Origin of the sequence: Pantoea sp. SORGH_AS_0659, assembly GCF_031453915.1 — a bacterium.
In the GTDB taxonomy this organism is placed as follows: domain Bacteria; phylum Pseudomonadota; class Gammaproteobacteria; order Enterobacterales; family Enterobacteriaceae; genus Pantoea; species Pantoea leporis.
Window position 1 is genome coordinate 373854 of record NZ_JAVJAK010000001.1, and the last position, 12423, is coordinate 386276.

Annotated in this window: 13 protein-coding genes; 7 read left to right on the forward strand and 6 right to left on the reverse strand. The window is 56.4% G+C overall.

Annotated features, from left to right (window positions below):
* Positions 1-62 precede the first annotated feature (62 nt).
* Positions 63-1283: an aspartate aminotransferase family protein gene (locus Q3H59_RS01820; protein WP_309832881.1), complete on the forward strand. Its 1221-nt coding sequence runs from the start codon at positions 63-65 to the stop codon at positions 1281-1283.
* Here Q3H59_RS01820 and Q3H59_RS01825 read toward each other — a convergent pair.
* Positions 1280-3358: a YccS/YhfK family putative transporter gene (locus Q3H59_RS01825; protein ID WP_101762650.1), complete on the reverse strand. Its 2079-nt coding sequence runs from the start codon at positions 3356-3358 to the stop codon at positions 1280-1282. The genes Q3H59_RS01820 and Q3H59_RS01825 overlap by 4 nt on opposite strands.
* 58 nt (positions 3359-3416) lie before the next feature.
* A complete protein-coding gene (gene crp, locus Q3H59_RS01830; RefSeq protein ID WP_003852956.1) occupies positions 3417-4049 on the reverse strand; it encodes a cAMP-activated global transcriptional regulator CRP in 633 nt (210 codons plus the stop codon).
* A gap of 305 nt (positions 4050-4354) precedes the next feature.
* Here crp and Q3H59_RS01835 point away from each other — a divergent pair, with 305 nt between their 5' ends.
* On the forward strand, positions 4355-4759 hold the full coding sequence (locus Q3H59_RS01835; protein ID WP_101762649.1) for an OsmC family protein: 405 nt from the start codon (positions 4355-4357) through the stop codon (positions 4757-4759).
* A gap of 49 nt (positions 4760-4808) precedes the next feature.
* Here Q3H59_RS01835 and Q3H59_RS01840 read toward each other — a convergent pair whose 3' ends face one another.
* The 3 genes from Q3H59_RS01840 to Q3H59_RS01850 all read right to left on the reverse strand — a co-directional run bounded on the left by Q3H59_RS01840 (position 4809) and on the right by Q3H59_RS01850 (position 6977).
* The gene (locus Q3H59_RS01840; protein ID WP_101762648.1) at positions 4809-5678 is read right to left on the reverse strand and encodes a phosphoribulokinase; all 870 of its coding nucleotides are present in this window, start codon (positions 5676-5678) and stop codon (positions 4809-4811) included.
* A gap of 61 nt (positions 5679-5739) precedes the next feature.
* Positions 5740-5958, reverse strand: coding sequence for a YheU family protein (locus tag Q3H59_RS01845; protein WP_007892223.1), 219 nt, complete (start codon positions 5956-5958; stop codon positions 5740-5742).
* A 2-nt stretch (positions 5959-5960) separates the two neighbouring features.
* The gene (locus Q3H59_RS01850) at positions 5961-6977 is read right to left on the reverse strand and encodes a hydrolase (RefSeq protein WP_309832887.1); all 1017 of its coding nucleotides are present in this window, start codon (positions 6975-6977) and stop codon (positions 5961-5963) included.
* Positions 6978-7037: 60 nt separating this feature from the next.
* On the opposite strand from Q3H59_RS01850, the gene Q3H59_RS01855 reads away from it, so the two are divergent.
* Positions 7038-7640 (forward strand): LysE family translocator, encoded by a 603-nt coding sequence (locus tag Q3H59_RS01855; protein WP_192414872.1) that lies wholly within the window; start codon positions 7038-7040, stop codon positions 7638-7640.
* A 1-nt stretch (position 7641) separates the two neighbouring features.
* Here Q3H59_RS01855 and Q3H59_RS01860 read toward each other — a convergent pair whose 3' ends face one another.
* Positions 7642-8622 (reverse strand): LacI family DNA-binding transcriptional regulator, encoded by a 981-nt coding sequence (locus tag Q3H59_RS01860; RefSeq protein ID WP_101762645.1) that lies wholly within the window; start codon positions 8620-8622, stop codon positions 7642-7644.
* A 233-nt stretch (positions 8623-8855) separates the two neighbouring features.
* On the opposite strand from Q3H59_RS01860, the gene tauA reads away from it, so the two are divergent.
* The 4 genes from tauA to tauD are packed head-to-tail and all read left to right on the forward strand — an operon-like array spanning position 8856 to position 12275.
* Positions 8856-9836 carry a taurine ABC transporter substrate-binding protein gene (gene tauA / locus Q3H59_RS01865; protein ID WP_137386643.1) on the forward strand — a complete coding sequence of 327 codons (981 nt, stop codon included), beginning with the start codon at positions 8856-8858 and terminating at the stop codon, positions 9834-9836.
* 11 nt (positions 9837-9847) lie between these two features.
* Positions 9848-10615, forward strand: coding sequence for a taurine ABC transporter ATP-binding subunit (tauB, locus tag Q3H59_RS01870; protein ID WP_222213387.1), 768 nt, complete (start codon positions 9848-9850; stop codon positions 10613-10615).
* Positions 10612-11439 carry a taurine ABC transporter permease TauC gene (tauC, locus tag Q3H59_RS01875; protein WP_101762642.1) on the forward strand — a complete coding sequence of 276 codons (828 nt, stop codon included), beginning with the start codon at positions 10612-10614 and terminating at the stop codon, positions 11437-11439. Before tauB ends, tauC begins: the two co-directional genes overlap by 4 nt.
* The gene (gene tauD / locus Q3H59_RS01880; protein ID WP_309832891.1) at positions 11436-12275 is read left to right on the forward strand and encodes a taurine dioxygenase; all 840 of its coding nucleotides are present in this window, start codon (positions 11436-11438) and stop codon (positions 12273-12275) included. The genes tauC and tauD overlap by 4 nt, the downstream gene beginning before the upstream one ends.
* Positions 12276-12423: the final 148 nt, after the last annotated feature.

Consider the following 12423-nt stretch of genomic DNA (forward strand, 5'->3'; position numbering starts at 1 on the left):
TTATGCATATTTTGTGATTATAATTTCACATCAGCTCAACAAATAACCCGATGAGGTCGTCAATGGCAGCGGAAAAACTAGCGGTAACCCGGGAAACGTTCGATAACGTAATTTTGCCTGTTTATGCACCTGCGCAGTTTGTGCCGGTAAAAGGCAAAGGCAGCCGAGTGTGGGATCAGCAGGGCAAAGAGTATATCGATTTCTCTGGCGGTATCGCGGTGACTGCATTGGGCCATTGTCATCCGGCGCTGGTGGAAACGCTGAAAAACCAGGGCGAAACGCTGTGGCACACCAGCAACGTGTTCACCAACGAACCGGCGCTGCGTCTGGCGAGTAAACTGATTGCCGCGACCTTTGCCGATCGGGTGTTTTTCGGTAATTCCGGCGCGGAAGCCAATGAAGCGGCATTCAAGCTGGCGCGTTATTACGCCTGCAAAAAACACAGCCCGTTCAAAAGTAAAATCATCGCCTTCCATAACGCCTTCCACGGTCGCACGCTGTTCACCGTGTCGGTGGGTGGCCAGCCGAAATATTCTGATGGCTTCGGTCCAAAACCGGCGGATATCGTGCATGTGCCGTTCAACGATCTCGATGCGGTGAAAGCGGTGATTGACGACCATACCTGCGCCATCGTGGTCGAGCCGATTCAGGGCGAAGGCGGCGTGATGCCGGCTACGCCAGAATTTATGCAAGGCCTGCGCGCCCTCTGTGATGAACATCATGCGCTGCTGGTGCTGGATGAAGTGCAGAGCGGCATGGGACGCAGCGGCAAACTCTTTGCGTACGAACATTACGGTATCAGGCCCGATATCCTCACCACCGCCAAAGCGCTGGGCGGCGGTTTCCCGGTGAGTGCGATGTTGACCACCAACGAAATCGCCTCAGTAATGGCGCCGGGCGTGCACGGCACCACTTACGGCGGCAATCCGCTGGCGTGTGCCATTGCTGAAACCGCGCTGGACATCATCAACATGCCAGAAGTGCTGGAAGGTGTGGAAGCGCGTCGTCAGCAGTTTGTTGAAGCGCTGCAAGCCATCGACAGCAAATTCGCTATCTTCAGCGAGATTCGCGGCAAAGGTCTGTTGATTGGTGCCGCGCTGAGGCCGCAGTTCGCCAGCAAAGCGCGTGACATCCTCAACGCTTCCGCCGCGGAAGGGCTGATGATTCTCACCGCCGGTACTGACGTGATCCGTTTTGTGCCGTCGCTGGTGATTGAACCAACCGATATCGCCGAAGGCATGACGCGTTTCGCCAGCGCGATAGAAAAGGTGCTGGCCGCTTAATCCGCTTTCGGACGTAACACCTTGAGCCAGCGGCCATGATGCGGTCGCTGGCTCCACGCCAGCGAAGAGATGGTGTGCATTACGCTGAGGTGCTGCAAGATCCGCTTCACATGCTGTTCGACAATCGTCACCGGCCCTTCATTAAGATTCTCCGGCGCTTCCAGAATATTGCTGTCGTTGCCCGGACCGTCATACGCCAGCCGCTGCTGACAACGCTGCAGCGCGATTTCACAGGATTGCAGATAACCTTCTGCCAGCTTCGATGTCAGCATGGTGTGCTCGCGCGCCAGAATCGTCATGGCATTAATATGCTCGACGATGAACTGACTGTGCGTAACCCACATGCGCATATCTTTCAGATATTGCAGGTTAAAGCCCGGCTCGCTCGATGCCTGGTTCAATGAGTTGAACAGCGCGTTGTGCGCCTGATTAACCTTTATGCGCTGATAAGCCAGTTTATCGGGCGACTGTTCCGGCCCCAGCAGCAGTTGCAGCGCCTCCTGATAGGCTTCCAGCGCATCGTGCGCGTTCTTGCGCAGCAGCCCGCTTTGCCACTGCGGCCACAGCCAAATCATCCCGGCGAAGGCAATTAAACAGCCCATCAAGGTATCCATCATGCGCGGCAGCAGAAACTGCGCGCCGTTCAGCGACAGCAATTGCAGCGAATACACCGCCGTGACGGTAAAGCCAATCATCGACCAGCCATAATATTTCCGCGTGATCAGATAGCTCGCCAGCGTAATCCCCAGCATAAACAGCAGCGTGATCGATTCCGGCACCGCCAGCTGCAGCGACGCGGCGGCGATCAGCAATCCGGCGAAAGTGCCCAGCGCACGGTGCTGAATACGCACGCGCGTGGCGTTGTAACCGTTCTGGCTGACGAACATGATGGTCATCAGAATCCAGTAAGGTTTGGGGATGTTAAAGAACAGCGCCAGCGAGCTGCCAAACATCAGCATCACAGCGAAGCGGGCTGCGGTGCGTAACGCGGTGGATTTGAATGACAGATAACTGCGCAGCGCCGGCAACAGCGGCAAACGGCGCTGGCGATCGGCCATTAGGTCACGCGTGTAGAGCGGCTTCTGCGTACGCAACACGCGGGCGATGCGACTGAAGTGGTACAGGCAGAAGTTGCCGACCGGATTATCCGGATGCTGGCGTGCAATTTTCTCCAGCGCGCCGAGCTGTTTCTCCATGTGAAAACGGTCCGGCAGCTGATGGTAGAGAATCGCATCCGCCAGCACGCGCAGCCGCGCCGAGATAATCTTGGCGTTCCAGCGAATCACCGCTTCGGCGTGGCTCTCCTCAACCAGTTTCTGCACCTCTTCGGGCTGATGCAAACTCACGGAGATGTGTTCCTGTAAATCCAGCGCAACCTGAAAGGCGCGCGTCAGGCGTTTGTGGCTGTTATCGCGGCTCGCCGACAGCATATGCATTTGCTGATAACAGGTGGTAATGAGGTCGACCGCCTTTTGCTGGCGCGCCAGCAGCGGCGGCAGCGCTTTCTCCGGATCGGTCAGCTGCGTCAGTAAGGTGTATTTGGCATCGCAGTAATCCGCCAGCTCGCGGAACAGCAGGCTGAGCGATTCGCGCATCGGCTGCTCTTTCCACAGCCAGAACCAGAACCAGTTGAACAAGCCGTACCACAGCGTGCCGCCAATGTAGAGCAGCGGCGGCACCCACATCGGCATGCGTCCCACTAAGCTGAGCGTAAAGATGGCGGCGATGAGTGTGGCGGGCAGCAGGCGCGCGTGCAGCGGGCCGATTTCGCCGGTTACGCCAATCAGCAGCGGCAGCGCCAGCAAAATCAGCGGCAGCGGTATCTGGTAAGCGGTGAGGATTTGCATCAGGAAACTGCCGGTGGCAAACAGCGAACCACCCACAATCAGGCGTTTGAAGAAGCGTTTGTGCGGCGTATCCAGTCCCGCCATGTTGCAGCAGGCGGGCACTAACGAGAACAGCAGACCTTTTTGCAGATCGCCAAACAGCCAACCGAGAGCCACAGGCAGGCACAGCACCAGCGTTTGCCGCAGCGCATAGTTAACTTCGGGATGATAGATGATTCGGCGCCACATCAGCTCATCGCAAATAGAAACGGCGCGATGTTGCCATCACGCCGTGGGTGAGAAGAAATTAGCGGGTGCCGTAAACGACGATGGTTTTACCGTGTGCGGAGATCAGGTTCTGATCTTCCAGCATTTTCAGGATACGACCCACGGTTTCGCGTGAGCAGCCCACGATCTGACCAATCTCCTGACGGGTGATTTTGATTTGCATACCGTCTGGGTGAGTCATCGCATCTGGCTGTTTGGCCAGATTTAGCAGCGTTTGCGCAATACGTCCGGTGACATCGAGGAAGGCAAGGTTGCCCACTTTCTCAGATGTCACTTGCAGACGACGCGCCATTTGCGACGAGAGTCGCATTAAAATATCCGGGTTTACCTGAATCAGCTGACGGAATTTTTTGTATGAAATTTCAGCCACTTCGCAGGCAGACTTCGCACGCACCCAAGCACTACGTTCCTGGCCTTCTTCGAAAAGACCGAGTTCGCCGATGAAATCCCCCTGATTGAGGTAGGAGAGAATCATCTCTTTGCCTTCTTCATCTTTAATCAGTACCGCTACGGAACCTTTTACGATGTAGTACAGCGTTTCCGCTTTCTCACCCTGATGGATGAGCGTGCTTTTGGATGGATATTTGTGAATATGGCAATGGGACAGGAACCATTCGAGTGTAGGGTCTGTTTGCGGTTTGCCGAGAACCATTCGCTATTATCCTCTGTTGTAATCGTGCCCAAAACACAGGGGGCATTTTTTCCCTGTCAGGCGGTTTAATCGTCGAGCGTTTCCAGTAAAGGAAAAATTATTCCGGGTGGACTCTTAAGCTACGCTTTTGATTCTTCCGGCCTTCGTCTGTGATGACGAAAATATTTTCAGCACTGTTTGTAGCACAGCTTTTGCGAGCTGTCTTGTGTTGTCTCGCTTCAGCAGAAGGGGGATTACTCTGGATTGCTGTTTGTCAGGTGAAAGCGTACTCTGGCGGCAAAACCGCCGCTTCAGGAGAAAGAATCATGCAGGCACGAGTGAAATGGGTGGAAGGTCTTACCTTTCTCGGAGAATCCTCATCCGGCCATCAGGTATTGATGGATGGTAATTCCGGTGATAAAGCGCCAAGTCCAATGGAAATGGTGCTGATGGCCGCGGGCGGCTGTAGTGCTATTGATGTGGTGTCGATCCTGCAAAAAGGGCGCAGCGATGTGGCCGATTGCGAAGTGAAGCTCACATCGGAACGCCGTGAAGAAGCGCCACGCATTTTTACCCACATCAACCTGCATTTTATCGTTAGCGGTAAAGCATTGAGCGACAAGGCCGTTTCGCGCGCGGTTGATCTGTCAGCGGAAAAATATTGTTCGGTAGCGATCATGCTGGGTAAAGGCGTGGAAATTACCCACAGCTATGAGGTGATCGAGTTATAACTCGGATTGTAGCGGCGCAATTTATTGCGCCGCTACGGAATGACTTCGCTTATTCAATCCGCTTCCCTTCAATCAGTCGCTGTACCAGCGGCAGCATAATCAGCTCCATCGCCAATCCCATTTTGCCACCCGGCACCACCAGCGTATTGATGTGCGAAATAAACGATCCCTGAATCATCGCCAGCAGATAGGGGAACGCGATGCCTTCCAGACCACGGAAATGGATCACCACGAAGCTTTCGTCGAGCGACGGAATTTCGCGTGCGGCAAACGGGTTTGAGGTATCAACGGTCGGCACGCGCTGGAAGTTAATGTGGGTGCGCGAGAACTGTGGCGTGATGAAGTTAATGTAATCCTCCATTGACCGTACCACCGAATCCATCACCGCTTCGCGTGAATGGCCGCGCTCGCTGGTGTCACGCACCAGCTTCTGAATCCACTCAAGGTTAACAATCGGCACCACGCCAACCAGCAGATCGACATGCTCCGCCACATTTTGCTGCTGCGTGACCACGCCGCCGTGTAAGCCTTCATAGAACAGCACATCGGTGTTTTCCGGCAGCGGCTGCCACGGCGTAAAGGTGCCCGGCACCTGATTCCACGGCACGGCTTCATCGTAGGTATGCAGATATTTGCGCGATTCGCCAAGGCCGGTTTGGCCGTAATGTTTAAACGTCTGCTCCAGCAGGCCGAAGTCGTTGGCTTCCGGGCCGAAGTAGCTGATGTGGCGCCCGAGATCGCGCGCCTTGCGGATCGCCATGTCCATTTCCGGACGTGTGTAGCGATGGAAACTGTCGCCTTCGAGTTCCGCCGCATGCAAATTCAGCTGCTGGAAAATCTTACGGAAGGCGAGGCTGGTGGTGGTGGTTCCGGCGCCGCTGGAACCGGTGACGGCAATAATTGGATGCCTGGCTGACATAACAGAGCTCCCTGTGAAGTCCGGCGATGAGCATTGTTACCACGAATTGCCGCGGGGTGCATCAGCCACGGAATTCACCCTTCGGCATAATATTGATCGATTCATGCAGTTCCGACCACACCAGCACCACGTCGCCGCGCTCCAGTTGGCGGCGTACGTCGGCGACTTTTTGCAGCAAACTGCGTTCCTGCTCGCCGTAATCAGTGCCTTCGCGTAACACGAAGGTTTCAATCAGGTTTTCCAGCGTGTCCGCTTCGAGTTCTTGCCAGGGAATAATCACAATTACACATCCAGATAGGTTGAGAGCCAGTCGGGCACGCGCTGTTCCAGCCACATTTTCGGTTTAAGAACGGTGCCGCCGACGAAACCGACGTGGCCGCCTTGCTGTGTCAGCTGATACTGAATGGAGGCTGACAGCTGGTCAGGTTGCGGGATCACGGCATCGGTCATAAAGGGATCGTCTTGCGCGTGAATGATCAACAGCGGTTTACGCACGCCGGTCAGCAACGGCATCGCGCTGGCTCGTTGATAATAGTCGTTGGCGTCAATAAAACCGTGCGCACGTGCGGTTATCGCATCATCGAACTCGCGTAAGCGGCGGAAAGCACGTAACTGGCTGAGATCGACCGGCAGCGTGCCAGGCCAGGCGCGCAGTTTGCGCGTGGCGTTCTTTTTCAGCTGCGTCAGTAAATAGTGCTGATAAAAGCGTGAAAAACCCACATCCAGCTTGCCGCTGCACGGCTCGAGCGCCAGCGGCGCTGAGATGGCGATGCCAGCATCAATCGGCACGTCGTGACCTTGCTGACCCAGCAGGCAAGCAAGCATGTTGCCGCCCAGCGAAACGCCGACGGCGGCGGTGGGTACGCTGCCCCATTCGCGCTGCAGCCAGTTGAGGAAGTAGGTGGCGTCTTCGGTTTCACCGGAGTGATAGATGCGCTTTAAGCGATTAGGCTCGCCGCTGCAGCCGCGAAAGTGCATTACCACCGCCAGCCAGCCGCGTGCCTGACACGCCTGCATCAGGCCGTGCGCATACGGGCTGCGAAAGCTGCCTTCCAGGCCGTGAAACATCACCATGCGCGGTTTATGACGCGCCTGCGCCGGATCTTCACTCCACGCTAAATCGACAAAATCGCCGTCCGGCAGGTCAAGACGCTGCCAGTGCGGACGTAACGTAACGCGGCGCCGCAGAATACGCGGCAGCAGCGTTTGCAGATGCGCGTTACTGAATCCGCGCAGGGGTTTAAAACGCTCGCCGCTGGGGCGATCAAAATAGCTTGGGTAAAGGCTTGTCTGATGCATAAGTCGCTGATAGCTTCGATGGGTTGTTCGCTTTACTGGGTGAGGAGCACCCGAATATACATGGAACTGAGTCTTTTTTTATCAATGTTAGGTTTTCTCTGGGTCGCGGCCATCACGCCCGGGCCCAATAATATGTTACTTACCGCCTCGGGTGCTAATTTTGGCTTCCTGCGCACCATTCCGCTGCTGATTGGTATCATGATTGGTATGCAAGTCATGTTGCTAATGGTGGCATTTGGCATCGGCGGCCTCATCCTGCTTTATCCCTCGCTGCATCTCATCCTGAAGATTGCCGGTAGCCTTTATCTGCTGTGGCTGGCATGGAAAATCGCCAGCGCCGAGTATGAAAAACTGGAAACCGACGCTGTCACAGTGAAGCAGATGCCTTTCTGGCAAGGCGGCTTGCTGCAGTTGATCAACCCGAAAGCCTGGCTGATGGCGCTCGGCGCGGTGGCCAGCTTCAGCCTGGCGGGCAGCGAATATCTGCATTCGGTGGTGGCGATCAGCATCGGCATGTTCATGGTGAACGTGGTTTCTGGGGTGATCTGGATGGGCTTTGGCTCGCTGATTGGACGTCTGCTGCGCAGCCCACGCGCGTGGAAAATCTTCAATCTGGCGATGGGCTTGCTCACCGCTGCCTGCGTATTGCTGATTTGGCGCTAAGTTAGCTGGAAGCGCGTTCAACGCGCTTCCACGGCAACACTTCATGGACTACCGACGCGTTAGGCTGGCGGATGCGTTGCAGCAACAGCTGTACGCTGCGCACACCCATACGATTCATCGGCTGCTCAATCGTGGTCAGCGGTGGATTCAGGCTGCTGGTAAAGTTGATGCCATCAAATCCCACCACCGCTAAATCTTCCGGTACGCGTAAACCTGCTTCCAACGCCGCGTGGATGACGCCGACCGCCAACACATCTGATACCGCAAACACCGCATCCGGCGGTTCCGGCTGCGTGAGCAGTTCGCGCAAAGCCGCACTGCCCGCTTCGCAGGTGATATTCTCGGCGTAAGCCACACCGCACCAGCTGAGATCCAGCTGCTCCAGCGCCGCGCGATATCCCTCTTCACGCTTATGTGAATAGAGGTAGCGCATATCACAGTTCACCAGCGCAATACGACGTCGGCCTTTGCTCGCCAGATAACGCACGGTTTCGAAAGCCGCTTCTTTATTATCAATCGCCACGCTTGAGGCGGCGATTGACGGATCGTATTCCGCGCACTGCACCCAAGGCTGATCGCCAATCAATTCTTTCAGCTCATGCAGGCTGCTGGCGGCATCCATGGTGATCACGCCGTCGACCACTTTGCCGGTGAGCAGCGCAATGTAGGCCGCTTCGCGCCGCAGCTGCGATCCTGAGTTACACAGCAGAATGTGGTAACCCTGCGCTTCAGCTTCGGCTTCAATGCCCTGAACCACGCGTGAGCAGAACGGATTGGTGATGTCGGGAATCAGCACTAACAACATATGGCTTTGCGAAGTGCGCAGCTGGCGCGCCAGTAGGTTGGGCTGATAGTCGCAGATGTCGATGGCCGCCAGCACTTTGGCACGCGTATCCGGGCGCACGCCGGGATTCTGGTTCAAAACCCGTGAAACGGTGGCTTTTGACACGCCAGCCAGGTGTGCGACTTTCTCTATCGACATGGATTCAGGACCGTTAGTAAAGAGTTAAAAAATGAGATCTCTATCAATATCACAGCTGCCATGTGAGCGTGTGACATATTTACCGCTTTCCCTTTTCTTTCCATTTGCACTTTTTGCATAGCCTTGCCCGATGTTGATCTAAGAACGGATCGTCATTAGGGATAATTTTTAATTCCTTTATGAAATTACTGTTGCTGGAGAAACTGCCCAGACAAAACACATTAGGGTGAATGATGATGGCAATGAAAAAAACAATAACGGCGGTCACAGCGGCTCTGGCCCTGATGGCGTTCCAGGCGCAAGCGGTCAACGTTACCGTGGCGTATCAGACCTCGGCTGAACCAGCCAAAGTGGCGCAGGCGGATAACACCTTCGCCAAAGAGAGCGGTGCTACCGTCGACTGGCGCAAATTTGATAGCGGGGCCAGCGTGTTACGTGCACTGGCGTCGGGCGACGTGCAGATTGGTAATATCGGTTCCAGCCCGCTGGCGGTCGCCGCCACGCAAAAGCTGCCGATTGAAGCTTTCCTGCTGGCCTCTCAGCTCGGTAACTCCGAAGCGCTGGTGGTGAAGAAAACCATCAAAGATCCTAAAGACCTGATTGGCAAGCGCATCGCCGTGCCATTCATCTCGACTACGCACTACAGCTTCCTCGCCGCGCTCAAGCATTGGGGCATCAAGCCTTCGCAAGTGACCTTAGTCAACCTGCAGCCGCCGGCGATTATTGCTGCCTGGAAACGCGGTGATATTGACGGCGCTTACGTCTGGTCTCCGGCGGTCAACGAGCTGGAGAAAGATGGCAAGGTGCTGACGGACTCTTCGCAGGTCGGCAAGTGGGGCGCGCCAACGCTCGATGTGTGGGTGGTGCGTAAAGACTTTGCGCAGCAGCATCCAGAAATCGTCACCGCCTTTGCCCGCAGCGCCGTTGAAGCGCAGCAAGCTTACATTGCCAATCCGGATCAATGGCTGAAGCAGTCAGACAACCTGAGCAAGCTGGCGCGCCTGAGCGGTGTACCCGAAGCGGATGTGCCGGTGCTGGTGAAAGGCAACACGTACCTCACCGCGCAGCAGCAGGTGGAGCAGCTCGGCAAGCCGGTGAACAAGGCGATTGTCGATACTGCCGGCTTCCTGAAAGAGCAGGGCAAAGTGCCAGAAGCGGATAGCGATTACAGCAGCTTCGTCACCACGCGCTTCGTTGCACCCTTAGTGAAATAACCGGAGGCCGTATGCTTAACATCACCCATCTCAATGCGCGTTACGCCGGACAACCCGCGCTGCAGGACATCAACCTGCAGCTGGGCAGCCGAGACCTGCTGGTGGTGTTAGGTCCCTCCGGCTGTGGCAAAACCACGCTGCTGAACCTCATCGCCGGCTTTCTGCCGCTGGAATCTGGCAGCATCACGCTGGATGGCAAAGCGGTAAAAGGGCCGGGCGCTGAGCGCGGCGTAGTGTTTCAAAATGAAGGATTGCTGCCGTGGCGCAACGTGATCGATAACGTTTCGTTCGGTTTGCAACTGGCGGGAATGGCGAAGGCGGAGCGCCATACCATTGCACGCCGTTTGATCCGCAAAGTAGGACTGGAAGGTGCAGAGAAGCGTTTTATCTGGCAGCTCTCTGGGGGTCAACGTCAGCGCGTGGGCATTGCGCGTGCGCTGGCGGCTGATCCTCAGTTGCTGCTGTTAGATGAGCCGTTTGGCGCGCTGGACGCCTTTACCCGTGAACAGATGCAAACCCTGCTGCTAACGCTGTGGCGTGATACCGGCAAGCAGATTCTGCTGATCACCCACGACATCGAAGAGGCGGTGTTCCTCGCCAGCGAATTAGTGCTGCTGTCGCCGGGACCGGGCCGCGTAGTGGAGCGTTTAAAACTCGACTTCGGCCAACGCTTCGCCGCCGGGGAACCGTGCCGCAGCATCAAATCCGATCCGGCGTTTATCGAACGTCGTGAATATGTACTGAATCAGGTGTTTTCCCAGCGTGAGGCGTTTATATGAGTGCGGTGATTGATGGGAAGACCCAAATGCGTCGTCGTGGACTGCGCTGGCCGTTCTCGCGCCAGTTCTCACTCAGCCTGCTCAGCGTGGGCTTGTTGCTGCTGTTGTGGTGGGCTATCACCGCGCTCGGCTTAGTGGCGCCGCTGTTTTTACCGCCGCCGCAAGTGGTGCTGCAGAAGCTGATATTGATTGCCAGCCCGCAAGGCTTTATGGACGCCACATTATGGCAGCATCTGGGCGCCAGCCTGGCGCGTATGCTGGTGGCGCTGTTCTTTGCCGCGCTGATTGGGATTCCGGTCGGCATCGCCATGGGCCTAAGCCCGGCGATTCGCGGCCTGCTTGATCCGCTGATCGAACTCTATCGCCCGGTGCCGCCGCTGGCCTATTTGCCGCTAATGGTGATCTGGTTTGGCATCGGCGAAACCTCGAAAATTTTACTGATTTATCTGGCGATTTTCGCGCCGGTGACCTTGTCGACGCTGGCGGGTGTGAAGAATGCCCAGCAGGTACGGATTCGCGCGGCGCAGGCGCTTGGCGCATCGCGCTGGCAACTGCTGCGCTACGTGATTCTGCCTGGCGCGCTGCCGGAAATCCTCACCGGTTTGCGCATTGGTCTCGGCGTAGGTTGGTCAACGCTGGTGGCGGCGGAACTGATTGCCGCTACGCGGGGACTCGGCTTTATGGTGCAGTCGGCCGGTGAGTTCCTCGCCACCGACGTGGTGCTGGCCGGTATCGCCGTGATTGCCCTGATTGCTTTTGGCTTAGAACTGGGTCTGCGCGCCTTGCAGCGCCGACTGACGCCCTGGAATGGAGAACAGCAATGAACGAACGTCTTAATTTTACCGCGCTGGGCCCGAATATCGGGGCGCAGGTTAGTGATGTCGACCTCAGCCGTCCGCTGAGTGATGCCCAGTTTGAACAGCTCTATCATGGCCTGCTGCGCCATCAGGTGCTGTTCCTGCGCAATCAGGTGATTACCCCGGAACAGCAGCGCGCGCTGGCGATTCGCTTTGGCGATCTGCATATCCATCCGGTCTATCCGCATGCGGAAGGCGTGGAAGAGATCATCGTGCTGGATACGCATCAGGATAATCCGCCGGATAATGACAACTGGCACACCGATGTCACCTTTATTCAAACTCCGCCGGCAATTGCGATTCTGGCTTCGAAGCTGCTGCCGGAAAGCGGCGGCGATACCTTGTGGTCAACCGGCATTGCGGCCTATGAAGCGTTGTCTGAGCCGTTTAAGACGCTGTTGAATGGACTGCAGGCGGAGCACGACTTTAAGAAGTCGTTTCAGGAGTACAAATACCGTAAAACCGAGGAAGAGCATCAGCGCTGGCAGCAAGCGGTGGCAAAGAACCCGGCGGTGCAGCATCCGGTGATTCGTACCCACCCGGTGAGCGGACGCAAGGCGCTGTTTGTCAACGAAGGTTTTACCACGCGTTTGCTGGGCTTGAGCGAAAAAGAGAGCGATGCGCTGCTTAACTTCCTGTTTTGGCATAGCGCCAAACCGGAATTCCAGGTGCGCTGGCGCTGGCAGGAGAATGATGTGGCGATTTGGGATAACCGCGTGACCCAACACTATGCTAATGCGGATTATTATCCGGCGCGGCGGGTGATGCATCGCGCGACGGTGTTAGGGGATAAGCCGTTTTAATTTGGAATAGTGCTCGCATTCCCCCTCCTCGGTCCTCCCCCATAAATAGGGGAGGAAGATGCTGCCACATGTAAGTGATGAAGCTGCATGTGGCAGCGTCTCCTTCCCCCGCTTGCGGGGGAAGGCCGGGATGGGGGACAGCGTGCAC